Annotated in this window: 20 protein-coding genes; 4 read left to right on the forward strand and 16 right to left on the reverse strand. The window is 70.9% G+C overall.

What is annotated here, in order from left to right; translation table 11 throughout:
• Positions 1 to 10: 10 nt before the first annotated feature.
• Positions 11 to 1,375 (forward strand): MFS transporter, encoded by a 1,365-nt coding sequence (locus ACZ7IB_RS34725; protein WP_470918080.1) that lies wholly within the window; start codon positions 11 to 13, stop codon positions 1,373 to 1,375.
• A gap of 66 nt (positions 1,376 to 1,441) precedes the next feature.
• Here the strand turns inward: ACZ7IB_RS34725 and ACZ7IB_RS34730 are convergent, their stop codons facing one another.
• From ACZ7IB_RS34730 to rimP, 9 genes are all read right to left on the reverse strand, one after another.
• On the reverse strand, positions 1,442 to 2,395 hold the full coding sequence (locus ACZ7IB_RS34730; RefSeq protein WP_470918082.1) for a bifunctional riboflavin kinase/FAD synthetase: 954 nt from the start codon (positions 2,393 to 2,395) through the stop codon (positions 1,442 to 1,444).
• 43 nt (positions 2,396 to 2,438) lie between these two features.
• On the reverse strand, positions 2,439 to 6,134 hold the full coding sequence (locus tag ACZ7IB_RS34735; RefSeq protein ID WP_470918083.1) for a trypsin-like peptidase domain-containing protein: 3,696 nt from the start codon (positions 6,132 to 6,134) through the stop codon (positions 2,439 to 2,441).
• A gap of 202 nt (positions 6,135 to 6,336) precedes the next feature.
• Complete coding sequence (truB, locus tag ACZ7IB_RS34740) at positions 6,337 to 7,236, reverse strand: tRNA pseudouridine(55) synthase TruB (protein WP_470918085.1); 900 nt, start codon at positions 7,234 to 7,236, stop codon at positions 6,337 to 6,339.
• The gene (gene rbfA, locus ACZ7IB_RS34745) at positions 7,233 to 7,685 is read right to left on the reverse strand and encodes a 30S ribosome-binding factor RbfA (protein WP_093894187.1); all 453 of its coding nucleotides are present in this window, start codon (positions 7,683 to 7,685) and stop codon (positions 7,233 to 7,235) included. Before rbfA ends, truB begins: the two co-directional genes overlap by 4 nt.
• A 25-nt stretch (positions 7,686 to 7,710) precedes the next feature.
• Positions 7,711 to 8,007, reverse strand: coding sequence for a DUF503 domain-containing protein (locus tag ACZ7IB_RS34750; RefSeq protein ID WP_093894188.1), 297 nt, complete (start codon positions 8,005 to 8,007; stop codon positions 7,711 to 7,713).
• A 137-nt stretch (positions 8,008 to 8,144) separates the two neighbouring features.
• On the reverse strand, positions 8,145 to 11,255 hold the full coding sequence (infB, locus tag ACZ7IB_RS34755) for a translation initiation factor IF-2 (protein WP_470918088.1): 3,111 nt from the start codon (positions 11,253 to 11,255) through the stop codon (positions 8,145 to 8,147).
• A 147-nt stretch (positions 11,256 to 11,402) separates the two neighbouring features.
• Positions 11,403 to 11,681 (reverse strand): YlxR family protein, encoded by a 279-nt coding sequence (locus ACZ7IB_RS34760; RefSeq protein ID WP_470918090.1) that lies wholly within the window; start codon positions 11,679 to 11,681, stop codon positions 11,403 to 11,405.
• A gap of 187 nt (positions 11,682 to 11,868) precedes the next feature.
• Positions 11,869 to 12,909: a transcription termination factor NusA gene (gene nusA / locus ACZ7IB_RS34765; RefSeq protein ID WP_327272597.1), complete on the reverse strand. Its 1,041-nt coding sequence runs from the start codon at positions 12,907 to 12,909 to the stop codon at positions 11,869 to 11,871.
• Between the two features lie 2 nt (positions 12,910 to 12,911).
• Entirely contained in the window at positions 12,912 to 13,409 is a 498-nt protein-coding gene (gene rimP, locus ACZ7IB_RS34770) for a ribosome maturation factor RimP (RefSeq protein WP_383079548.1), read from the reverse strand.
• A gap of 176 nt (positions 13,410 to 13,585) precedes the next feature.
• Here rimP and ACZ7IB_RS34775 point away from each other — a divergent pair, with 176 nt between their 5' ends.
• Genes ACZ7IB_RS34775 through ACZ7IB_RS34785 form a run of 3 tightly spaced genes read left to right on the forward strand, consistent with a single transcriptional unit; the run spans position 13,586 to position 15,562 of the window.
• On the forward strand, positions 13,586 to 14,113 hold the full coding sequence (locus ACZ7IB_RS34775) for a hypothetical protein (protein ID WP_470918092.1): 528 nt from the start codon (positions 13,586 to 13,588) through the stop codon (positions 14,111 to 14,113).
• Positions 14,110 to 14,628, forward strand: coding sequence for a ferritin-like domain-containing protein (locus tag ACZ7IB_RS34780; protein ID WP_470918094.1), 519 nt, complete (start codon positions 14,110 to 14,112; stop codon positions 14,626 to 14,628). Before ACZ7IB_RS34775 ends, ACZ7IB_RS34780 begins: the two co-directional genes overlap by 4 nt.
• Before the next feature lie 28 nt (positions 14,629 to 14,656).
• The gene (locus tag ACZ7IB_RS34785; protein ID WP_470918096.1) at positions 14,657 to 15,562 is read left to right on the forward strand and encodes an aminoglycoside phosphotransferase family protein; all 906 of its coding nucleotides are present in this window, start codon (positions 14,657 to 14,659) and stop codon (positions 15,560 to 15,562) included.
• A 60-nt stretch (positions 15,563 to 15,622) separates the two neighbouring features.
• On the opposite strand, the gene ACZ7IB_RS34790 is transcribed toward ACZ7IB_RS34785, so the two are convergent.
• From ACZ7IB_RS34790 to ACZ7IB_RS34820, 7 genes are all read right to left on the reverse strand, one after another.
• A complete protein-coding gene (locus tag ACZ7IB_RS34790) occupies positions 15,623 to 17,323 on the reverse strand; it encodes a proline--tRNA ligase (RefSeq protein ID WP_470918098.1) in 1,701 nt (566 codons plus the stop codon).
• 80 nt (positions 17,324 to 17,403) lie between these two features.
• Positions 17,404 to 17,973 carry a GNAT family N-acetyltransferase gene (locus tag ACZ7IB_RS34795; RefSeq protein WP_470918100.1) on the reverse strand — a complete coding sequence of 190 codons (570 nt, stop codon included), beginning with the start codon at positions 17,971 to 17,973 and terminating at the stop codon, positions 17,404 to 17,406.
• A 64-nt stretch (positions 17,974 to 18,037) separates the two neighbouring features.
• A complete protein-coding gene (locus tag ACZ7IB_RS34800) occupies positions 18,038 to 18,883 on the reverse strand; it encodes a GNAT family N-acetyltransferase (RefSeq protein ID WP_470918101.1) in 846 nt (281 codons plus the stop codon).
• A gap of 167 nt (positions 18,884 to 19,050) precedes the next feature.
• Positions 19,051 to 20,205, reverse strand: a complete 1,155-nt coding sequence (gene ispG, locus ACZ7IB_RS34805) for a flavodoxin-dependent (E)-4-hydroxy-3-methylbut-2-enyl-diphosphate synthase (RefSeq protein WP_327272605.1) — start codon at positions 20,203 to 20,205, stop codon at positions 19,051 to 19,053.
• A gap of 181 nt (positions 20,206 to 20,386) precedes the next feature.
• Positions 20,387 to 21,697 (reverse strand): M50 family metallopeptidase, encoded by a 1,311-nt coding sequence (locus tag ACZ7IB_RS34810; protein WP_470918103.1) that lies wholly within the window; start codon positions 21,695 to 21,697, stop codon positions 20,387 to 20,389.
• Complete coding sequence (gene dxr / locus ACZ7IB_RS34815) at positions 21,694 to 22,947, reverse strand: 1-deoxy-D-xylulose-5-phosphate reductoisomerase (RefSeq protein ID WP_470918105.1); 1,254 nt, start codon at positions 22,945 to 22,947, stop codon at positions 21,694 to 21,696. Before dxr ends, ACZ7IB_RS34810 begins: the two co-directional genes overlap by 4 nt.
• Before the next feature lie 147 nt (positions 22,948 to 23,094).
• Positions 23,095 to 23,724, reverse strand: a complete 630-nt coding sequence (locus ACZ7IB_RS34820) for an LppU/SCO3897 family protein (protein ID WP_470918107.1) — start codon at positions 23,722 to 23,724, stop codon at positions 23,095 to 23,097.
• Positions 23,725 to 23,753: the final 29 nt, after the last annotated feature.

The raw sequence follows: 23,753 nt of genomic DNA on the forward strand, positions 1-23,753 counted from the left end.
AAGGATCCCCATGTCAGTCGTGGCCACCGGCCCCACCGTGAGCTCCATCTCGGCCAGGCTCGAACGCCTGCCGAGCTCCCGTTGGCACATCAAGGTCCGCACGCTCATCGGCACCGTCACGTTCTTCGAGGCGTTCGATCAGCTGCTGACCGCCTCCGCACTGCCCGTCCTGACCGAACAGTGGAAGCTGAGCACCGGTCAGGGCACGATGATCGTCACCAGTGGTTCGGTCGGCATGCTGCTCGGTGCACTGGTCGCCGGCTGGCTCGGCGACCGCATCGGCCGGGTCCGAACGGTCGCGCTCGGCGTCGCCGTGACCGCACTGGCCAGCCTCGCCGTCGCCTTCTCCCCGGGCTTCGCCCTCTTCACCGCCTTCCGGTTCGTCCAGGGCCTCGGCATCGGCGGTGTGGTGCCCGTCGCCGCCACGTACATCAACGAGATCGCCCGGGCCGACCACCGCGGCCGGTTCGTACTGCTCTACGAGCTGATCTTCCCGGCCGGTCTCGCCTCGGCGACGCTCGTCGCCAGCTGGGTGGTGCCCAGCTTCGGCTGGCGGGTCATGTTCCTGATCGGCGCTCTGCCCGTGCTGCTGGTGGTCGTCCTGCGCCGCCAGGTCCCCGAGTCGCCCCGCTGGCTGCTTTCGCGCGGCAGGGTCGAGGAGGCCGAGGAGGTCATCGCCCGGATCGAGAAGGACGTGGCCGAGTCCATCGGCTCGCAGCTGCCGGAGCCCGGTCCCGCGACGCCCGTCGAAACCGCACGCGGCGGGCTGCGCGATCTGTTCGCCGGCCGCTACCTGCGGCGCACGCTGGTCGTCTCGGCGCTGTGGTTCGTCGCGTACTACGTCAACCACGGCATCGCGACCTGGCTGCCCTCGCTCTACACCAAGACGTTCGGCCTGGATCTGCGGACCGCCCTGAACTACTCGCTGCTGTCCAATGTGACCGGGCTGATCGGCTGTCTGCTGGTCGCCCTGGTCATCGACAAGGTGGGGCGCAGGATCTCGCTCACCGTCGGGCTCGGCGGCGCAGCGGTCGCGTTGCTCTCGCTGGCCGTCTCAGGCGCCACCTCGGGCGGCCAGGTCGCGGTCTGGGCCTCGGTGGCGACGCTCTTCGTGTTCGCCACCAATGTCAGCCTCTACCTGTACACACCCGAGCTGTACCCGACCCGCAGCCGGGCGCGCGGGGCATCGTTCGGCGGGGTGTGGAACCGGCTCGGCGTCATCCTCGGGCCCATCGTGGTCGGCGCGATCATCGGCTCGGGCGGCAGCCTCGCGATGGTCTTCACCCAGCTGGGCTGCGTCGCGGTGGCCGGCGCCGTGGTCGCATGGTTCGCCGTGGAGACCAAGGGGCGCACACTGGAGGAACTGAACAGCTGATTCCGACACGACCGGGGCCTGGGCCGCGGAGAACGGTCCCGGCCCCGGTCGTGCACGAGGAAAGGTTCAGCCGCGCTCGTACGCGGAGATCAGCTCGCTGCACCGCTTCACATCGGCGGCCATCGCCACGAGCAGGTCGTCGATCGAGTCGAACTTCAGCATCCCGCGTACGTACGCGAGGAAGTCCACCGAGACGTGGAGCCCGTACAGGTCGAGGCCGACGCGGTCGATCGCGTATGCCTCCACCGTCCGCTCCGTAGCGTCGAACTGCGGGTTCGTGCCGACCGAGATCGCGGCGGGCATCGCCTCGCCGTTCACATTGAGCCAGCCCGCGTAGACGCCGTCGGCGGGGATCGCGGTGTGCGGCAGGGTCTCCACGTTGGCCGTGGGGAAGCCCATCTCACGGCCGCGCTGTGCGCCGCGGACCACGACGCCCTCGACCCGGTGCGGCCGGCCCAGGATCTCGGCGGCGCCCGCGACATCGCCCTCGGCGACCAGCCGTCGGGTCAGGGTGGAGGAGAACGGCCGGCCGCCGCCCGCCGCACCGCTCACATACAGGTCGATGACCTCGACTCCGTAGTCGTACGTCTCGCCGAACTCGGTGAGCAGCTGCACATTCCCGGCTGCCTTGTGACCGAAGCGGAAGTTGGGGCCCTCGATGACCAGTTGCGCGTGCAGCTTGTCGACGAGCACCTTCACGATGAAGTCGGCCGGCGCGAACTTCGAGAATTCGGTGGTGAACGGCAGGATCAGCACCGCGTCCACCCCCAGCTCCGCCATCAGCTCGGCGCGCCGGTGGTGCGGGGCGAGCAGCGGCGGGTGGCTGCCGGGCCGTACGACCTCGCTGGGATGCGGATCGAAGGTCACCACGACCGACGGCACACCCAGCTCGCGTGCCCGCTCCACGGCCCGCCCGATGATCAGCTGGTGTCCGCGGTGCACCCCGTCATAGGAGCCGATGGTGACGACGCTGCGTCCCCAGTCCTGGGGGATGTCCTCCAAGCCACGCCAGCGCTGCACTGTGACCGCTCCTCGCCCGAACCTGTGTACGTGAGATTGCCTGTTACGCAGGTCTAAGACTGCCATGCTCACACCCCGCGGCCTGCATCGGCATCGTCCTGGGGCTTCCCAGCGCCTCCACCGTCCGCCGTGCGCTCGGACCGACGAGCGCCACCCACTCCTGCGGGGCGTCGGCCAGCCACCCGGTGACCAGCGCCGCGAATCCGGGCACATCACGAGCGAGTTCGACCAGTCGGCGGTCGAAGCGGACCGCGCCCTCGGGGGTACGGACCAGCAGCATCCCGGTGCGGTGGACCAGGGCGCGGGTGCGGGCCGGTGCGCGTCCGCCGGAGCCGGTCGCGGCAGCCCGCAGCAGGGCGTCGAGCACGGCCGGGTCGCGGTGGGCGTCCTGCTCGAATTCCAGCAGGACCTCCAGCAGCTCGCCCCTCAGCTGCCCGGAGGCGGGGCTGCCGGGCACCGCGAGCACCCCGGCGAGCGCGCCGCGCACCGGCGGCGGGACGGGACGGTCCCGCAGCAATCCGGTCACCAGGGGCAGCAGCAGGGCGCGGGCGGCGGGTCCGTGCTCCAGCCTCCGGTCGATGTACGAGGCGGCGTGCACGGCGTCGTCCGGGTGGCTGTCGATGTACGCCCGCACGAGCCCGGCGGCGTGCAGGGCCAGCGCGGGGGCGTCGATCCCGGCGAGCGAGCACAGCACCTCGCCCGCCCCCTCGTCGGGCCGGGTGAGCCGCTCCCGGAACCCGGTGAGCACCTGCTCCCCATGGGAGGACAGCGCGATGGCGAGCGCGTCCGCGGGCAGCTGCGGCTCGCCCGCGACGAAGGCCCGCAGAGCCTGCGGGAGATAGCGGTCCCTGGTCTGCGGATCCTGTACGAGGAGGGTGAGCGCGGCCCCGTGCAGGGAGGCGTCGGCCGGGCGGGCCAGCAGGGCGAGGGCGGCTCGGCGCAGCAGCTCGCGGTCGGCGTCGAGGGTGACGTGCGCCGCGGTGACCAGTGCGTACGAGGCGGCGGCGGTCCGGCGGGCGTGCCGGTCCTCGTCACGGGCCCATCTGTCGACGGCCCGGCAGAGCGCGGAGGGCTCGTCCTCGGCCAGCGCGGCGAGCAGCTCCTCGGCCCGGGGGTGGGCGGTCGAGACTAGTGCGTCGGTCAGATCGTCGACGGCCAGGTCCCGACGGGCATAGAGCAGCGCCTGAGCGGCGGCGGCCACGGTCGGGCGGATCGTGACGCCCTCATCACCAGGGAGGGGACGCTCGTCGGTGAACCAGCCGCAGAGCAGCGGCTGCATGGTCCGGGGCTGCGCGACGAGCCGCCGCGCGACGGCATCCAGAAACCGCTCGCCGCTGTCGCCGTCGGGGTACGAGTCGCAGGTGCGGTCACCGTCATCGACACGGGGATCGGCGCGGTGCGGGCCGTCGGCGGGAACGAGACGCCGGAACAGATCGATCCGGTCCGCCTCGGGCAGCCTCAGCCGCCGCCAGAACCACGGCCCGAACTCGGCATACACCCCCGCCCCCGGGCTCCCCGGCCCGCGCGTGGCCGCACGCCGGACCATACGGCCGGCAAGCAACCGCAGCACGCCGAGATGGGGCCGGGCATCGGGCACCCGGAGCAGAGTCTCCGAGAGCAGGTGCACCGCCCACCAGCGGGCGTCATGGGCGGTCTCCGCACGCGCCCCCGGCCCCGGCGACATCCGGTCCAGGGCCTCGACCAGATCGGCCAGCCGGTGCGCCAGCACGGCAGGGCCCTGGCGGCGGCCCAGGAGCAGCAGGGCCTGGATCACCGGGCCGATCCGATGGCGCGGTACGGGCAGGGTGCGCGGCCCCGTCGTCACCGCGGCCTCCATTGCCACTTCGGGCACGGGCGCCCGGCTGCGCCCGGTACGCGGGCTCCTCGGCTGCGGAACGCGCGGCTCCACCGCCACCGCTCCCGGTCCCTCCTCCGCATGCCACCGGTGGACCAGCGCGTGCAGCGCCGCGTCCAGGTCCAGGTGGGCGCCCTGCACCCAGTCCCCCAGCTCCTCGTGCGCGAAGCGGTAGCCCGCTCCCGCCGGGACGAGCAGCCCCTCGGTGAGGACCGCCGACGCCCAGCCCGTGCGCCAGGGGAACACCTCCTCGAACGCCGCCCGGTCCAGCTCCCCCTGTCCGGGACCCAGACAGCGCCGCGCCGCTTCGTGGACCTGCCCCGCCACCTGCGCGGCCAGCCGGCGGACCGCGGTGCCGCCGGGCGCCGGGCCCGATACGGCTGCGATGCGGACCGCGATGCGCAGGCACATCAGGTCCAGGTGAGCACCGAAGACGTCCTCCGCGTCCGGCTGCCCGGCGACGTCCCCGGGCAGCGCCTCGCGCACCTCTGCGAGAAGGCGCAGGGTGAGCGGGTGCCGGCCGTGTCCCGGGGCGAGCGCGTCGGGCGGGATGGCGTACCGTTCGCGGGCCTGTTCGGCCTGGCTCGCGGTGAGGTCGCCGAGGCGGACCGCGGACGGCAGCCGCCTCGCAGGCCTGGCGGGGCGGTGCAGGGAACCGGGCGGGCAGAGTGCACCGGCCGCCTCCCAGTGCTCGGGCGTGCACGCGACCACGAGCCGCGCCCCGCACTCCCGCAGCCACTCGACGGTGCCCGCGGTCCACCGGGCCAGCCCGTGGGCCAGTACGGGAGGCATCTCCTCGGGGCCGTCAAGCAGGACGAGCAGCGGACTCCCGGACTCTTCGGCCAGCCCGGCCACCCGCTCGGGGGTGGCGCTCGCCATGTCGCCCCTCGCACCGGCGGCGGTGACGATCCGCCCGGCCCGCCGGAGCGCACGGGCGATCGCGTCGGCGACCGAGGCGTCGTCGGCCAGCAGATCGGCGCCGCGCAGCCAGAGGGTGGGTGCGGGTACGGCGCCGCGGGCCCGGCGGGCGGCGAGTGCGGCCAGTTCGGTGGTGCGGCCGGTGCCCGGCGCTCCGACGAGACCGAGGACCACGGCGGGGCCGTGCAGTGCGGACGAGGGGTGGCCGGGGGTCGAGAAGTCGCTGAACTCCGCGATGACGTCCGGGCGTTCGACCGGATCGGAACAGCCGGCCGGCCCGCCTGCCGAGCCGAGCGATGTCGCGGTGAGGTGCAGGGCGCCCGCGAGATTCAGGTCGCGTCCGTATCCGGGAACGCTCGTCGCGTTGCGCCGCAGCAGCTCGTCCAGCGGACCGTCGGCGCCCGCGCCCCTGAGCGGCACCGCGAACCCTGCGGCGGCACGCCCGGCGCGCAGCGCGGTGCCCAGCACGGCGATGACCGCGCCGCTCTCCGGATCGAGGACGGGCCCGCCCACCGCCGCACCGCCGAGCCGCAGCGCGTCTGTGCCGTCCGTACCGAGCGCCAGCTCCACTGCCGCACCGATCCGATGGGAGCTGCCGTTCGCGGTGTACGTCACCGGGGCGGTACCGAGCACCCGCGCCTCACGCCAGCCGTGGGCGGCGATCGTCACATACGTACCGGTGCCGATCCGGTCCCGTAAGGCGATCGGCGTCGGATCCACACCAAGCGTGGAGAGCCCTGAGGTGCGCAGCAGGGCGAGGTCCAGTTCGGGCAGCGCGGTGACATCGGCGGCCTCGACGGGGCAGCTGCGACCGTCCGTTCCATACAGGACGAGCCGGGTGAGGCCGTCGACCGCTTCGTGGCTGGTCACCACCGTGCCCCGGTCGTCGGCGACGAATCCGGTCCCCCGCGACCGGCCGGCCGAATCGCAGATACGTACCAGCGCTGCCCGGTCCCCGCTTCCCATGGTCCGACGTTAGGCCGACGGTGATCGGCGCGAATACCACTCGGAGTAAAAGCGCCCCCGAATGCACCCCTGATTCACTCCGAGCGCCTGCTCGTTGGGGTGAATTCATGGCGTCCGATGGACAGAAACCGTTGGGGGATCGTGGAGCGGGCACAGGGGCCCCGCCCGCTCCACGACGGGGTCTCAGGACCCGGGTCGCCGGTCAGGCGAAGACGGCGAGGCTCTTGGCCTTGCCCTTCTGTTCCTCGACGAGTACCAGGAACCGCCCGTCGGGCCCGAAGACCCCGACGGGTCCCGGCGGGAAGGCCGGCATGTCCAGCCGCACCCCGTGCAGCAGCAGCTTGGCGCGCTTCTCGTCCACGTCCCAGCGGGGGAACGCCGAGGCGGCGGCCTCGGCCACCGGCATCACGCTGAGCTCCTGCTGGTGCTGGTCGAGCGTCCGCGCCGCATCGAGGCCGTACGGCCCGACCCTGGTGCGCCGCAGCGCGGTCAGATGCCCGCCGACGCCGAGCCCGGCGCCGAGGTCGCGGGCGATCGCGCGGATGTACGTACCCGAGGAGCAGACGACGGAGACGACCAGGTCGACGACCGGCGTCCCGTCCTCGGCGACCGCCTCGCGGACGTCGTAGACGTTGAAGGACGAGATCGTCACCGGCCGGGCCGGGATCTCGAACTCCTCGCCGCCGCGCACCCGTGCGTAGGACCGCTTACCGTCGATCTTGATGGCGCTGACCTTGGACGGCACCTGCATGATCGGTCCGGTCAGGGCCGCCACCCCGGCGTCGATGCCCTCACGCGTCACACCGGACGCATCGGTGGACGAGGTGATCTCGCCCTCCGCATCGTCCGTGACGGTGTTCTGGCCGAGCCGGATCGTGCCGAGGTACTCCTTCTCGGTCAGCGCGAGATGGCCCAGCAGCTTGGTGGCCTTCTCCACACCGAGCACGAGAACGCCCGTCGCCATCGGATCCAGCGTGCCGGCATGGCCGACGCGGCGGGTCCGGGCGATGCCACGCATCTTGGCGACAACGTCGTGCGAAGTGAAGCCGGACGGCTTGTCGACAATGATCAAACCGTCCGGCGTCTTGTTCTGCGATGTCATTCGGAGGCGGTGTCCTCGTCGTTCTCGTCCTCCGCCTTGCGGTACGGGTCCGCCCCACCGGCGTACGTGGCGCCCGAGGACGCCTCGCGCACCCGTGCGTCCGAGGCCCGTGCCCGGTCGAGGAGGTCCTCGATCGCCTTGGCGTTCTCCGGGAGGGCGTCCGCCACGAAGGCCAGCGTGGGGGTGAATTTCGTCCCCGCCGCCGCTCCGACCGCCGAACGCAGGATGCCCTTGGCGCTCTCCAGGCCGGCGGCCGCGCTCGCCCGCTCCTCGTCGTCGCCGTAGACCGTGTAGAAGACCGTGGCCTCCCGCAGGTCACCGGTGACCCGGGTGTCCGTGATGGTCACGTGCGTACCCAGACGCGGGTCCTTGATACCGCGCTGCAGTTTCTCGGCGACCACCTCCTGGATGAGGTCCGCCAGCTTTTTCGCCCGCGCGTTGTCGGCCACTGGTCCGTCTCCTTCTTTGCCTTGCTCAATCGTCTTCGTCGCTGTGCAGCCGTCGTCGTACGGACAACAGCTCCACCTCGGGCCGGCCGGCGATCAGCCGCTCGCACCGGTCGAGTACGTCTGTGAGGTGTCCGGTGTCCCCGGAGACCACGGCGAGGCCGATCTCGGCCCTGCGATGGAGATCCTGACCGCCCACCTCCGCCGCACTCACCGCGTATTTGCGCTGCAGCTCGGCGACGATCGGCCGGACGATGGAGCGTTTCTCCTTCAACGACCGTACGTCGCCGAGAAGCAGATCGAAGGACAGTGTCCCCACATACATGTATGTCCGGATGTCCCGCCGGTTCGGGTTCGTGCCCTGCCAGCGCTTGGCAGGGACACAAGAACCGTACACGGAACGGCCGGGGCCGATCGACGGAAATACGACCCGTCGACCGGCCCCGACTGTTGAGGTACGGGTCAGCCTCGCGGCTTCTCGCGCATCTCGTACGTCGCGATGACGTCGTCGATCTTGATGTCGTTGAAGTTTCCGAGGTTGATACCGCCCTCGAAGCCTTCGCGGATCTCGGTGACGTCGTCCTTGAAGCGGCGCAGACCGGAGATGTTGAGGTTCTCCGCGATGACCTTGCCATCGCGCAGCAAGCGCGCCTTGGTGTTGCGCTTGACCTCGCCGGACCGGACCAGCACACCGGCGATGTTGCCCAGCTTGGACGAGCGGAAGATCTCGCGGATCTCCGCCGTACCGAGCTCGACCTCTTCGTACTCCGGCTTGAGCATGCCCTTGAGGGCCGCTTCGATCTCTTCGATCGCCTGGTAGATGACCGAGTAGTACCGGACGTCCACGCCTTCGCGCTCGGCCATCTGCTGCGCACGCCCTGCGGCGCGCACGTTGAAGCCGATCACGATGGCGTCGGAGCCGGTCGCCAGGTCGATGTCCGACTCGGTGACCGCACCCACACCGCGGTGCAGGACCCGGATGTCGACCTCGTCACCGACGTCGAGCTGGAGCAGCGAGGACTCGAGAGCCTCCACCGAACCGGACGCGTCGCCCTTGATGATGAGGTTGAGTTCCTGGACCAGACCGGCCTTGAGCGCCTCGTCCAGGTTCTCCAGGGAGAACCGGACACCCTTGCGGGCGAAGTTGGCGTTGCGCTCACGGGCGGCACGCTTCTCGGCGATCTGACGGGCCGTACGGTCCTCGTCCACCACCAGGAAGTTGTCGCCGGCGCCCGGGACGTTGGTGAGACCGAGGACGAGGACGGGGGTCGACGGACCCGCTTCCTCGACGTTGTTGCCGTTGTCGTCGAGCATCGCCCGGACACGGCCGTACGCGTCGCCGACGACCATCGTGTCACCGATGCGCAGCGTGCCGCGCTGGACCAGGACGGTCGAAACGGCACCGCGGCCGCGGTCGAGGTGGGACTCGATCGCAATACCCTGCGCGTCCTGCTCCGGGTTGGCCCGCAGGTCGAGCGAGGCGTCGGCGGTGAGGACGACGGCCTCCAGAAGAGCCTCGATGTTGAGGCCCTGCTTGGCGGAGATGTCGACGAACATCGTGTCGCCGCCGTACTCCTCGGCCACCAGACCGAACTCGGTGAGCTGACCGCGCACCTTGGTCGGGTCCGCACCCTCGACGTCGATCTTGTTGACCGCGACCACGATCGGCACGTCGGCCGCCTTGGCGTGGTTCAGCGCCTCGATCGTCTGGGGCATCACACCGTCGTTCGCCGCCACCACGAGGATCGCGATGTCGGTCGACTTCGCACCACGGGCACGCATGGCGGTGAACGCCTCGTGACCCGGGGTGTCGATGAAGGTGATCCTGCGGTCCTCGCCGTTGACCTCGGAGGAGACCTGGTACGCACCGATGTGCTGCGTGATACCGCCGGCCTCGCCCGCAACGACGTTCGTCTTGCGGATCGCGTCCAGAAGTCGGGTCTTGCCGTGGTCGACGTGACCCATGACGGTCACGACCGGCGGACGGGAGACCAGAGCCTCTTCGCCGCCCTCGTCCTCGCCGAACTCGATGTCGAAGGACTCGAGCAGCTCGCGGTCCTCCTCCTCGGGGCTGACGATCTCGAGGACGAAGTTCATCTCGTCCGCGAGGAGCTTCAGCGTCTCGTCGGAGACGGACTGCGTGGCAGTGACCATCTCGCCGAGGTTCATCATCACGCCGACGAGCGACGCCGGGTTGGCGTTGATCTTCTCGGCGAAGTCGGTGAGGGAGGCACCGCGCGACAGACGGACGGACTGACCGTTGCCGCGAGGCAGCATGACGCCGCCCACCGACGGGGCCTGCATGGCCTCGTACTCCTGGCGCCTCTGCCGCTTCGACTTGCGACCACGACGCGCGGGACCGCCGGGACGGCCGAACGCACCCTGTGTGCCACCACGGCCACCGGGGCCGCCGGGACGTCCACCGAAGCCGGGACGACCGCCGAAGCCGCCGCCACCGCCGGGACGACCCGCACCGCCGCCGCCACCGCCGCCACCGGGACGACCGGCGAAACCGCCGCCACCGCCACCGGGACCGGCCGGACGGCCTGCGAAGCCGCCGCCACCGGGACGGCCTGCGCCGCCACCGCCGCCGGGACGACCGCCGCCGCCGGGACCACGGCCACCGCCGGGGCCACCACCGGGACGCGGGCCCGCAGCGGGACGCTGCGGCATCATGCCCGGGTTCGGACGGTTACCACCGGGGGCACCGCCCGGACGGGGAGCCTGCGGACGGGGCATGCCGCCCGGGGTCGGACGGGCACCACCCTGGCCCTGCGGTCGCGGGGCGCCACCGGGGCCGCCCTGCGGACGCGGGGCGCCCGGACGATCCTGGCCGCCACCGGGACGCGGGGCGCCGCCGGGACGGGGCGCCTGCGGACGGGCCATGCCCGTCGAGCCGCCGGAGGTGAAGGGGTTGTTGCCCGGACGGGGACCCGCCGGACGGGCGCCGCCGGGGCGCGGGGCGCCCTGGCCTGCGGGACGGGCCGGACGGTCGCCGCCACGGCCACCGTCGCGCTCGCCACCACGGCCGCCGTCACGCTGACCACCGGCCGGGGCCGGACGGCCACCAGCAGGACGGGGCCCGGGGGTGGCACCCGCGGGACGCGGGGCCTGCTGCGGCGCGGCCGGCTGGGCCGGGGCCGGAGCGGAGAACTCTGCTGCGGGCACCGGGGTGACCGGAGCGGGCTTCGGCGCGGGCTTCGGACCCGGACGCGGGCCCGCCGACGGCGCGGCAGGCGCGGCAGCGGAAGGGGTGCTGCTGAGGGCCTCGGCTGCGGCCGGCTTGGGGGCCGGGGCGCCGGGCTTCGGGGCAGCGGGACGTGCCGCAGCGGCCGGGGAGGGCGCTGCGGGCTTTGCGGGCGTCGCCTTGCGGGGCGCGCCAGGCTTTGCAGCGGACTTGCCGGCGTTGCCGCCGGGCCCCTGCAGTGCGTCAGTCAACTTGCGTACAACCGGCGCCTCGATCGTCGAGGACGCCGAACGGACGAATTCACCGAGCTCTTGGAGCTTGGCCATGACGACCTTGCTCTCGACGCCGAACTCCTTGGCGAGTTCGTATACCCGGACCTTAGCCACTTCGCTCCTTTTAGGTCCGGGTTACCGCCGGACCGTCGCTACTTCATGGGCGTACTCATCGCGTACTCATCGAGTGCTCATCGCAATCTCGACCTACTTCCAACTCGCGAGGTACCTGACCGCACGGGGTCCCGTGCCGTTCATTTCTTACGGTGTCACCCGCTCGACGAACCGCTGCACTGCGGCGGGGTCGAACGGCCCCTTGGCCTTGAAGGCCCGGGGGAATGCCCGGCGGCGAACCGCCAGGTCCAGACAGACAGAGACGGGGTGTATGTATGCACCCCGGCCGGGCAGCGTACCGCGAGGATCAGGGACGCAGGCGTCCTCGTCCGCGACGATGCGCAGCAGCTCACTCTTGGCCGCCCGCTCCCGGCATCCCACACAGGTTCGCTCAGGGCAAGCGCGGGCGTGCGTCCGGCCAGACACGTCTAAGTCTACCTCCCCGCACCGACCTCACCCCTTTGGGGCAAAAATCGAACGGATGTTGTCGTGTTCTCAGCGGCATGCCGCCCAGATGTATTCCCTGCGGCCCGCGCGACCGAGCCCCTGGCACCCCTTCCGGGGAGGCACCAGGAGTCCGGCGCGGGCCGCAGCCCGGCGACCGCCGGGTTGGTCAGCGGCGCTCCGAACGCTCGCGGGCCCGCTCGGCCCGCTCCCGGTCGGCGACGTCGCGCTCGGCGTCGGTCTCGGTGTCCGGACGGATGTCGATGCGCCAGCCGGTGAGGCGGGCGGCGAGGCGGGCATTCTGCCCCTCCTTGCCGATCGCGAGCGACAGCTGGTAGTCCGGAACGGTGACCCGGGCGGACCGTGCGCCGAGGTCCACGACCTCGACCTGGCTCACCCGCGCGGGCGACAGGGCGTTGGCGACCATCTCGGCCGGGTCGTCCGACCAGTCCACGATGTCGATCTTCTCGCCGTGCAGCTCGGCCATGACATTGCGCACCCGGCCGCCCATCGGGCCGATGCAGGCACCCTTGGCGTTCAGCCCGGAACGGGTCGAACGGACCGCGATCTTGGTGCGGTGACCGGCCTCGCGGGCGATCGCACAGATCTCGACGGAACCGTCCGCGATCTCCGGGACCTCCAGCGCGAAGAGCTTCTTCACCAGGTTGGGGTGGGTCCGCGACAGCGTCACGGACGGACCGCGCACGCCCTTGGCGACCCGTACGACATACGTACGCAGACGCAGGCCGTGGGTGTACTCCTCGCCCGGCACCTGCTCCTGCACCGGCAGGATCGCTTCCAGCTTGCCGATGTCGACCAGGACGTTCTTCGGGTCCTTGCCCTGCTGGACGACGCCGGTGACGACATCGCCCTCGTGGCCCGCGTACTCGCCGAACGTCCTGTCGTCCTCGGCGTCGCGCAGTCGCTGCAGGATGACCTGCTTGGCGGTGGTCGCGGCGATCCGGCCGAAACCGGACGGGGTGTCGTCGAACTCCTTGGCCTCCTGGCCCGGTTCGAGGTCGGCCGGGTCCTCCTTCGCCCACACCGTCACGTGGCCGCGCTCGTCGAGCTTCACGCGCGCGCGGCGGTGGCTGCCGTCCGTACGGTGGTAGGCGATGAGGAGGGCCGACTCGATCGCCTCGACGAGCACGTCGAAGGGGATCTCCTTGTCCTGTGCCAAGCCCTTCAAGAGCTTCACATCGATGTCCACGGCTACGCCTCCTCTTCCTTCTTGTCCTTGCGGCTGAATTCGATCTCCACGCGCGCCTTGGTGATCTCGTCGAAGGCGACCCGGCGGGACGTGGGCTTGCGGCCCTTGACGCCCGGCACTTCGAGGTCGAGTCCTTCTTCGTCCACGGCGAGGATGCGAGCCACCAGCTCGCCTCCCTCGCGCAGGTGCAGCTTGGCCAGGCGGCCCGTGGCACGTACGTAGTGGCGGTGCTCCGTCAGCGGACGGTCGGCACCGGGGGAACTGACTTCGAGGACGTACTCGCCCTCGCCCATCGCGTCGGTCTCGTCGAGCTTCTCGGAGATCGCGCGGCTCAGCTCGGCGCAGGTGTCCAGCTCCACGCCTTCTTCGGAGTCCACGGTGATCCGCAGCACCCGGCGGCGGCCCGCCCGGGACACCTCGATCTCTTCGAGATCCAGCTGCTCGGCGCTGACGAGCGGTTCGAGCAGTCCGCGCAGCCTCTCGCTCTGGGTGGTGCTCATCCGGGTGACTCCTCGGCCGCGTGTGCTGTTGTGGGGATCTCGCGTGTCAGGTCAAAGGGTATCCGGTCCCGAGGGGTGTTGCCGTCCGCCCGCTCCGCTGCCGCGGGTACGCTCGCCTGCGGTGATCACTTCAGGACAGATCCAGTCAAGACAGGTCCAAGCCCGAAGGAGAACAAGTGCGGCGCACGGGGACGACGCGCAGAGGTGCGTTCACCGCGACGGGGGCGTTCGCCATGGCGGCGGTGCTGGCCGGCTGCGGCGACGGGACCGGGCCCCGGGAGGGCTCCGCACGGGCCGACGCGGCGACCGCGGCCGAGCAGGCCGCCGCCGCACGGGCGGAGAAGACGCTCCGGGCGGGTGCCGCGCGTACCAGCAGGGAGCTGCTCGCCCGGTACGAACAGGTGGTCAGGGCCTATCCGGCGACCGCCGCCGGGCTCTCGCCGCTGCGGGACGCCGTACGGGCCCATGCCAAGGCGCTGGTGCCTGATGGCGGCAAGACGCTCGTGTTCTCCCGGACACGCACGACCGACGCCGCGGCCGCCCTCAAGGAACTGGCCGCGGCGGAGCGCCGCACCGCGGACGCCCACACGGCGACGCTGCTGAAGGCGCCGCCGGAGCTGGCCCGGCTGCTGGCGTCGATCGCGGCGGCGGGCGCGGCCCATGCCTATCTGCTGACCGAACTGGCCAAGGAGACCTCGTCATGAGCGCCGGAACACAGAAGGCGGCTCAGGCGGCCCTGGCCGCCGAACACGCGGCGGTGTACGGGTACGGGGTGGCCGGCGGCCGGGTCGCCGACGGCCGACGGGCCGAGGCCACTGCGGCCTACCACGCGCACCGGGCCCGACGCGATGCGCTGGCACGGACCGTGCGTGACCTGGGCGGTGAACCTGTGGCGGCTCAGGCCGCGTACGCTCTGCCGTTCGCGGTGCCGGACCCGGCTGCGGCGGTGCGACTGGCCGCCCTGCTGGAGGACCGGGTCGCGGACGTGTACTCCGATCTCGTACGGGCCGCCGCGGGTCCGCTCAGGCGGGAGGCCGCGGATGCGCTGCGGGAGGCCGCGGTGCGTGCGGTCCGCTGGCGCGGCAGCGGCGTACCCTTTCCCGGGCTCGCCGAGCGGACCGCCGCCGGGACCCGCACGACGGCAGGGCCCGATGCGAGCGCCGGGTCCGACGCGATCCACGGGACCGATATGACGAACGGGACCGGCGCGACGCACTGAAGAAGCTCTGAAAGGGAACAAAGCACGTATGGGTTTCGAACCGCCGCAGCGTCTGGTGCGAGCGCTCGGCGAGTCGTACGGGGATGCGGCCGCCGCCGACTGGCTCGCGCAGCTTCCCGCACTGACCGAGGAAGCGCTGTCCTCGACCGGGCAGCAGCTGACCGTGGAACGGGTCGCTGCCCCCGGGGGCCGCAGCAGTCTGGTCCTGCTGGTGACATGCTCCGACGGCACCCCGGCCGCGCTGAAGATCGCTCCGTCCGGGGCCGCGCCCGAGCTGGAGCAAGCGGCGCTCGCTCACTGGAACGGCTGGGGCGCGGTGCAGCTCCTCAACGGCGGCCCCGGCGCACTGCTGCTCGAACGACTGCATCCCGAGGTGTCGCTGCGCTCACTGCCGGAGGCGAAGGCGCTGCTGGAGGCGGCGGGGACGGTGCGCCGGCTCTGGGTCGAGCCGCCGGCCGGCCATGGATTCGAGACGGTCGCCGAGCGGACCGGGCGCCGTACGGAGCCGATGCGCGCCCACGCCGCGGCCGACCCCAGCTTGGAGCCGCTGGTCTCCGCGGCGCTCGCGGCGCGTGCGGAGCTTGTCGCCCACTCCCCCGAACTCCTGCTGCTGCACGGCAATTTCCGCCAGAGCAAGGTGCTCGCGGGCGAGCGGGTGCCCTGGCTGACGGTCGGGCCGGAGCCGCTGGTCGGTGAGCGGGCCTACGATCTGGCGCGCCTGGTGCGTGACCGCGTCGAGGACCTGATCGCCTCCCCCGGCGGCCCGGTGACGGCCCGTCGGCGGATCAAGAAGCTCGCCGATTCGCTGGACGTGGACCGGGAGCGGCTGCACGGCTGGACGCTGTTCCGCGCGGTGGAATCGGGAACCCGGGCGCTGGCGGTCGGCCGTCGCCAGGAGGGCGAGCTGACGCTGGAGTTCGCAGGCTGGCTGTAAATGCCTCGCAAAGCCGTAGGCCCCCGCGGTGCGCGGGGCCTACGGCTTTGCGCTGCGGTGTCAGCCCTGAACGGTCAGGCGGGCGATCGCCTCGTCGACCGTGAGCTCCTCGCGCTCGCCCGTACGGCGGTCCTTGAGCTCCAGGACGCCCTCTGCCGAGCGGCGGCCGGCGACCAGGATCTTCGGGATGCCGATCAGCTCGGCGTCGGTGAACTTCACACCGGGCGAGACGCCCGCGCGGTCGTCGACCATGACCCGCACACCGGCGGCGGCGAGCTTCTCGGCGACGTCGAGGGCCAGCTCCGTCTGGAGCGCCTTGCCCGCCGCGACGACATGGACATCGGCCGGGGCGATCTCGCGGGGCCAGCACAGCCCCTGCTCGTCGGCGGTCTGTTCGGCGAGCGCGGCGACGGCGCGGGAGACGCCGATGCCGTAGGAGCCCATGGTGACCCGGACCGGCTTGCCGTTCTGGCCGAGCACATCGAGCTGGAAGGCGTCCGCGAACTTGCGGCCCAGCTGGAAGATGTGGCCGATCTCGATGGCGCGGTCCAGCTTGAGGCCGGTGCCGCACTTGGGGCACGGGTCGCCCGCCGCGACGACGACGACGTCGAGGTAGTCGTCGACCTCGAAGTCACGGCCGGCGACGACGTTCTTCGCGTGGGTACCGGGCTTGTTCGCGCCGGTGATCCAGGCGGTGCCGGCGGCGATGCGCGGGTCGGCGATGTAGCGGACCTTCTCCAGACCCTGCGGGCCGACGTAGCCGCGTACCAGGTCGCCGCGGCCCTCGAAGTCCTCCGCGGTGACCAGTTCGACGACGGCGGGGGCGAGGTGCTCGCCGAGCTTGCCGAGGTCGACCTCGCGGTCGCCGGGCACGCCCACGGCGACGATCTCGCCGTCGACCTTGACCAGCAGGTTCTTCAGGGTCGCGGAGGCCGGGACGCCCAGGTGCGCGGCGAGCGTCTCGATGGTCGGGGTGTCGGGGGTGTCCAGCTCCTCGACGGGGCCGTGCGCCGAGCCGTCCACGGGGGTGGCCGTGAAGGTCACCGCCTCCGTGTTGGCCGCGTAGTCGCAGGCGGGGCAGTCGGCGAAGGTGTCCTCACCGGCCGGGGCGGGGGCCAGGAATTCCTCGGAGGCCGAGCCGCCCATCGCACCGGAGACGGCGGAGACGATGCGGTGGTCGAGGCCGAGCCGCTCGAAGATCCGGATGTAGGCGGCGCGGTGCAGCTGGTACGCCTCGATGAGCCCCTCGTCCGTGGTGTCGAAGGAGTACGAGTCCTTCATCTGGAACTCGCGGCCGCGCAGCACACCGGCGCGGGGGCGGGCCTCGTCCCGGTACTTGGTCTGGATCTGGTAGAGGATCACGGGCAGGTCCTTGTAGGACGTGATCTGATCCTTGACGACCTGGGTGAAGATCTCTTCGTGCGTGGGGCCGAGGAGGTACTCGGCGCCCTTGCGGTCCTTGAGCTTGAAGAGCAGATCGCCGTACTCGTGGTAGCGGCCGCTGGCGTCGTACGACTCCTTGGGGAGCAGCGCGGGCAGCAGCACTTCCTGGCCGCCGATGGCGTCCATCTCCTCGCGCACGACGCGGGTGATGTTCTCCAGGACCTTCTTGCCGAGCGGCAGCCAGGTCCAGATTCCGGCCGCCGTGCGACGTACGTATCCGGCCCGGACGAGCAGCTTGTGGTTGAGCGTCTCGGCGTCCGCCGGGTCGTCGCGCAGTGTCTTGATCATCAATCGGGACATGCGCTGGACCTGGGCCATGATGAACTCCTGCTCGGAAGGGTGATGTGCAGGAGGTTAGCCGGGTGGTACGGGTGGGCGGAAATCCATTGGCTTCCGTACTAGCCCTTGCGACGCAGCGGAAGCGGGGCTCCCATCACCGCATACGGCTTGGGAGCGCTGGGAAAGAGCACCTGCCGGGCCAGGTCCTGGTAGCCGAGACTGCGATAGAGACCACGTGCCGGGCTCTCCGTGTCGATCGCGGAGAGGATGGACCGGGGCTGGTCGACGGCGTCCGTGATGGCGGTGATCAGCGCGCGGCCGATGCCGCGGTTCTGGAACTTCGGCAGGACGTGCAGTTCGGTGATGACGAACGAGTCGTCGAGCCAGTGCGCGGAGCCGGTGGCGCGGAGGTAGGGCTCGACGACGGTGGACCACCACTGGCCGCGTTCGTTCGGCATACCGTAGACGAAGCCGACGAGCCGGCCGCCCGGGGTGGTGGCGCCCAGCGCGCGGGCGCAGGGGTGGTCGAGGTGTCTGAGGACGATGTGGCGCCGTACCTCGATCTCTTCCGGTCCCAGGCCGAAGGCGACAGCCTGCACCGCGAGCGCCTCGTCCACGCGCGCGGCGAGATCGATCGCTCCGATCCGGACGCTGGGAGTGTGAGGGCCGTCCCCGGAAACTGCTGCCATGCGCCGACCCTACTGGCCCGGGTGGGGTGGGTGGTACGGGTCGGTGGCACCGGCCGCCGACCGGTCAGAACAGCACGCTCATGAACGCGCCGGCCTCGCGGAAGCCGACCCTGGTGTAGGCCTTGCGCGCAGGGGTGTTGTAGTCGTTCACGTACAGGCTGACGACGGGTGCGACATCAGCCAGTGCGTAGCGCAGAACCGCCGCCATGCCGGTCTCGGAGAGTCCTCGGCCGCGGCGTTCGGGGGCGACCCAGACACCCTGGATCTGGCAGGCCTGCGAGGTGGCCGCGCCGATCTCCGCCTTGAAGACGACCCGGCCGTCCTCGATCCGGGCGAACGAGCGGCCGGCACCGACGAGCTCGGCGACGCGTGCCTGGTAGAGGAGTCCGCCGTCGCCCGCGAGCGGGGAAATGCCGACCTCCTCGGTGAACATCGCCACGCAGGCCGGCATCAGGACGTCCATCTCGTCCTTGCGGATCCGGCGGACCAGTGGGTCGGGGGTGACCTCGGCGGACGGGCTCTCGGTGACCATGAGCGGCTGATGGGCCCGGACCTCGCGGGCGGGGCCCCAGCCGGGTTCGAGGAGCCGCCACAGCTGAGTGGTGGGCTCTGCGGGGCCGACGATCGAGGAGCAGCGGCGGCCGACCCGGCGGGCCCGGTCGGCGAAGGCCCTGACGGCCTCGGGGGTGGCGCAGATCGGTACGAGGTTGGCGCCCGAGTAGCACAGCGAGCGCAGCCGTCCATCGGCGTACCAGCCCCACATCTCGCCGCCGAGGCGCCAGGGATCGAGACCTGCGATCTGGACCCGGGACGTCACGAAGGCGTTGGCGACGGGTTCGCTCTCCAGGATGGCGAGAGCGGCGCCGAGGTCGCTGGGTTCGAGGACCCGGGTGGTGGTCTGCGTCAACACGAGGGGGCCTCACCATGCGGTCTGCTGATTTCCGCACTGTACCCAAAGAGGCTCATCGGCGCCGCCCGTGCCCGGGAACAGCGGCCGCGGGGGCCCGTGAGGTCGCTCACGACCGCGCCCCGCCGGGCGGTGTTCGTCCGGCGGGGCGCGGGGGTGCGAGTTCTGGTTCAGCTGATGGAGACCTGGGGCTCGCCCGAGGCGATGCCGTCCTTCTCCATCTGCTCGGCGATCTTCAGGGCTTCTTCGATCAGCGTCTCGACGATCTTCGACTCGGGCACGGTCTTGATGACCTCGCCCTTCACGAAGATCTGCCCCTTGCCGTTCCCGGAAGCAACACCCAGGTCCGCCTCACGGGCCTCACCCGGACCGTTGACGACACAGCCCATCACGGCCACCCGCAACGGCACCTCCATGCCCTCAAGACCCGCACTGACCTGATCCGCCAGCTTGTACACATCCACCTGCGCGCGACCGCACGACGGACACGACACGATCTCCAGCCGCCGCTGCTTCAGATTCAGCGACTCCAGAATCTGCAGCCCGACCTTGACCTCCTCGGCCGGCGGCGCCGACAGCGACACCCGGATCGTGTCCCCGATCCCCTCGCTCAGCAGCGCACCGAACGCCACCGCCGACTTGATCGTCCCCTGGAACGCCGGCCCCGCCTCCGTCACCCCCAGATGCAGCGGATAATCGCACTGCGCCGCCAGCTGACGGTACGCATTGACCATCACCACCGGATCGTTGTGCTTCACCGAGATCTTGATGTCCCGGAAACCGTGCTCCTCGAAGAGCGACGCCTCCCACAGAGCCGACTCCACCAACGCCTCCGGAGTCGCCTTCCCGTACTTCTTCAGCAGCCGCGCATCCAGCGAACCGGCATTCACACCGATCCGGATCGGCGTACCCGCGTCCTTCGCGGCCCGCGCGATCTCCTTCACCTTGTCGTCGAACTGCTTGATGTTCCCCGGATTCACCCGCACCGCCGCACAGCCCGCATCAATCGCCGCGAACACATACTTCGGCTGGAAATGAATGTCCGCGATCACCGGGATCTGCGACTTCCTCGCGATCGTCGCCAGCGCGTCCGCATCATCCTGCGTCGGACACGCCACCCGCACGATCTGACAACCCGACGCCGTCAGCTCCGCGATCTGCTGCAACGTCGCACCGACGTCCGACGTACGCGTCGTGGTCATCGACTGCACCGACACCGGCGCATCCCCGCCCACCGCAACCGACCCGACCTGGATCTGGCGGCTGACCCTCCGGTCGGCGAGCTTGGTCGGAACGGACGGCATTCCGAGAGAAATCGCAGTCATGCGCTGAGCATCCCCAAGGTGTGGATCAAGGTCCCGAGATCGGCGGGCTCCGGGTTTCGAGGTTACGGCACCGGCGACACCCCCGAGCACACCGCGTCCGGGAGTGCCGCGCAATGGGACGGGCCCGTACACACGCTGTGTGCCGGGCCGTCACCCATGGTTCACCGGGCCGGTCGGGAGATCAGGAGATCTTGACCGGGTTGACGATGTCGGCCACCAGCACCAGCAGTGTGAAGCAGATGAATACACCTGCGACGACATAGGCGACCGGCATCAGTTTGGCCACGTCGAAGGGGCCCGGGTCGGGGCGCCTGAAGACCCGTGCCACATTGCGGCGCAGGGCCTCCCAGAGCGCTCCGGCGATGTGCCCGCCGTCGAGCGGCAGCAGGGGCAGCATGTTGAAGAGGAACAGCGAGAGATTGAAGCCGGCCAGCAGGAACAGCATCATCGCGATCTGGTTCGTCGCCGGGACGTCGAGCGTCATCACCTCGCCGCCGATCCTGGCCGCACCGACCACGCCGACCGGGGAGTCCGCTGCGCGCTCACCGTCGCCGAAGGCTGCGCTCCACAGGTCCGGGATCTTGGAGGGCAGGGCGATGATCGAGTCGACGCCGCTCTCGATCATGTCTCCCATGCGGACGACCGAGTCGCCGAAGGAGAGCGGAACGATCTCGGTCTGGGCGGCGAAGCCGAGGTAGCCGGCCGTCACGTACTGACCGGGGACCACCTCCCCCTTGGAGTCCTTCTTCGCCACCGCGTTCTTCTTCAGCACCGCGTGGAGGGTCTGCTCCTGGCCGTCGCGCTGGACCGTGATCGTGGCGGGGCCGATGGTGTCGCGGATCTTGTCGGAGAGCGTGGCCCAGTCGTCGACCTTCTGGCCGTCGAAGGCGACGATCTTGTCGCCCTTCTTCAGTCCTGCGGCCTGTGCGGGCGAGACCGGGTCGGACTTCTTACAGGTGTCGCGGTTCGCGCTCTGGGCGATCACGCACTTCTGGACACCCGCCACCTCCGTGGTCTGGGTCTGGAACCCGAAGGTCATCGCCACACCGAGGAAGATCGCGACGGCGAGGACCAGGTTCATGAACGGTCCGGCGAACATCACGATGACGCGCTTCCACGGCTTGCGCGTGTAGAAGAGCCGCTTCTCGTCACCCGGTTCGAGCTCCTCGAAGGCCGCGGACCTGGCGTCCTCGATCATGCCGCGCCACGGTGACGTGGACCGCGCCTCCAGGCGCCCGTCCGGACCCGGCGGGAACATGCCGATCATGCGGATGTAGCCGCCGGCCGGAATGGCCTTGATCCCGTACTCGGTGTCGCCCTTCTTCCGCGACCAGACCGTCGGTCCGAAGCCGACCATGTACTGGGGGACGCGGATGCCGAAGAGCTTCGCGGTCGACAGGTGCCCCAGCTCGTGCCAGGCGATCGAGAACAGCAGCCCGATGACGAAGACGACGATGCCCAGAATCGTCAACAGGACCGTCGTAATACTCATGCGCGCGCCTCCGCTGTCGCTTTCGCCGAGAGTTCACGGGCCCGGGCGCGTGCCCAGGTCTCCGCTTCGAGGACGTCTGCGACCGTGAGCGAAGTTCCCGTGGCGGGGGTGCCGTGTTCGGCCACCACCGCCGTGACCGTATCCATGATTCCGTTGAACGGCAGCCGTCCTGCCAGGAATGCGTCGACGCATTCCTCGTTCGCAGCGTTGAACACGGCCGGGGCGGTGGCGCCGAGCGTGCCCACGTGCCTGGCCAGTCCCACGGACGGGAAGGCCTCGTTGTCGAGGGGGAAGAACTCCCAGCTGGACGCCTTCGACCAGTCGAAGGCCGGTGCGGCGTCCGGGATGCGCTGGGGCCAGCCGAGGCCGATGGCGATCGGGCCCCTCATGTCCGGGGGTGTGGCCTGGGCGAGGGTGGAGCCGTCGGTGAACTCCACCATGGAGTGAACGTACGACTGGGGGTGGACCACGACCTCGATCCGGTCGAACGGAATGTCGTAGAGGAGATGCGCCTCGATGACCTCCAGTCCCTTGTTGACCAGGGTGGCGGAATTGATCGTGATGACCGGTCCCATGGCCCAGGTCGGGTGCGCGAGGGCCTCCTCGCGGGTGACGCTCACGAGCTCGCTCTTGGTTCGTCCCCGGAAGGGGCCGCCGGACGCTGTGACGACGAGCTTGCGTACGTCGGCCCTGGTCCCGGCGGCGAGCGCCTGGAAGAGGGCGGCGTGCTCGGAGTCGACCGGGATGATCTGGCCGGGCTCGGCCAGCGCCTTGACCAGCGGGCCGCCGACGATCAGCGACTCCTTGTTGGCCAGGGCGAGCGTGCGGCCCGCTTCGAGTGCGGCGAGTGTGGGGGCGAGACCGATCGATCCGGTGATTCCGTTGAGCACGGTGTGGCAGTCGCCGGCGGCGATCTGGGTGGCGGCCTCGGGCCCTGCCAGGATCTCGGGGAGCGGCTCGCCCGCCCCGTACTGCTCGCGCAGCGCCTCGCGGAGAGCCGGTACGGCGTCCGGTGCGGCGACGGCCACGGTACGCACCCGCAGCTGCCGCGCCTGCTCGGCGAGGAGTGCGACCCGGCCGCCCGCGGCGGAGAGCGCGGTGACGCGGAAGCGGTCGGGGTTGCGCAGCACCAGGTCGATGGCCTGGGTGCCGATGGAGCCGGTGGAGCCGAGGATGACGAGATCCCGGGGGCCTTCCGTGGCATCGAAGACGACGTGCGGGTCGGCGAGGGGGGCAGGGCTGTCGCTCATGCCCCCCATTGTTGCCGCATCGGCTGTGAGTGTGGACAGTGCGTCCCCCGCGCCGGGCGGGCGCAGTCCGCCCGGGGCCGATCTCAGCCGTCCTGACGCGGAACCTCGCCCACCGGGCCGCCGTGATCCGTGGAGTCGCCGGGGCGGTCATTTCGACATGGGGTGAGCGCACAGGGTCTTCTTCTCCGCGCTGTACTCCAGGTACAGCAGCCAGTCCTTGCCCCAGCACTTGTCCCCGTCGGAGATCCAGTACTCGGCCTCGGGGGAACTGCAGCCGACCTCTTCGAGGTCCTGCTCGGGCCATTTCGCATGGTTGCGGATGCAGTCACCGGCGGTGAACGTGGGCTGGGTGTGCGGAATCAGCTTCGGGACCACGACCGCGCCCAGGGCCACGACCAGGGCGGCCATGATGACCAGCGCGGGCGGCCGGGCCAGGACCCGGCGCCCCGGGGCGAGTTGGGGCCGCAGATTGCCCACCGGGTGGGGCAGGGCGCGGATCCGGGAGCGGGCGCCGATGTTCATCACCATCGTGACCGGTGCGGCGAACACCGACAGCAGACCCCACCAGCCCTGCCAGAGGGTGTCCGAGGTCATCCTGCGGTACGTGGCCGTTCCGCAGGTCCGGCAGAAGGCGCCCTCCTCGGTCAGGAAGCGCAGTGTGACGACGAGCCCGCGGTGTCCACGCACCACGGCATGGACCGCCGGTATCGCGCCGCAGATGTGGCACGACGCAACGGATCCGTAGGAGGTCGGCAGGTGGTGCGGCGGCGTGGACATGAGAACTCCCAAAGACGGCGTGGGCCCAG

This window comes from Streptomyces sp. NPDC037301, from assembly GCF_055602785.1.

Bases quoted from the DNA above. Each gene is read 5' to 3' on its own strand.
- ACZ7IB_RS34750 (WP_093894188.1), bottom strand. From the start codon at position 8,007: ATGTATGTGGGGACACTGTCCTTCGATCTGCTTCTCGGCGACGTACGG.
- rimP (WP_383079548.1), bottom strand. From the start codon at position 13,409: ATGAGCACCACCCAGAGCGAGAGGCTGCGCGGACTGCTCGAACCGCTC.
- ACZ7IB_RS34735 (WP_470918083.1), bottom strand. From the start codon at position 6,134: ATGGGAAGCGGGGACCGGGCAGCGCTGGTACGTATCTGCGATTCGGCC.
- ACZ7IB_RS34780 (WP_470918094.1), top strand. From the start codon at position 14,110: ATGAGCGCCGGAACACAGAAGGCGGCTCAGGCGGCCCTGGCCGCCGAA.
- ACZ7IB_RS34725 (WP_470918080.1), top strand. From the start codon at position 11: ATGTCAGTCGTGGCCACCGGCCCCACCGTGAGCTCCATCTCGGCCAGG.
- dxr (WP_470918105.1), bottom strand. From the start codon at position 22,947: ATGAGCGACAGCCCTGCCCCCCTCGCCGACCCGCACGTCGTCTTCGAT.
- ACZ7IB_RS34785 (WP_470918096.1), top strand. From the start codon at position 14,657: ATGGGTTTCGAACCGCCGCAGCGTCTGGTGCGAGCGCTCGGCGAGTCG.
- ispG (WP_327272605.1), bottom strand. From the start codon at position 20,205: ATGACTGCGATTTCTCTCGGAATGCCGTCCGTTCCGACCAAGCTCGCC.
- ACZ7IB_RS34820 (WP_470918107.1), bottom strand. From the start codon at position 23,724: ATGTCCACGCCGCCGCACCACCTGCCGACCTCCTACGGATCCGTTGCG.
- ACZ7IB_RS34790 (WP_470918098.1), bottom strand. From the start codon at position 17,323: ATGGCCCAGGTCCAGCGCATGTCCCGATTGATGATCAAGACACTGCGC.
- ACZ7IB_RS34810 (WP_470918103.1), bottom strand. From the start codon at position 21,697: ATGAGTATTACGACGGTCCTGTTGACGATTCTGGGCATCGTCGTCTTC.
- ACZ7IB_RS34795 (WP_470918100.1), bottom strand. From the start codon at position 17,973: ATGGCAGCAGTTTCCGGGGACGGCCCTCACACTCCCAGCGTCCGGATC.
- truB (WP_470918085.1), bottom strand. From the start codon at position 7,236: ATGACATCGCAGAACAAGACGCCGGACGGTTTGATCATTGTCGACAAG.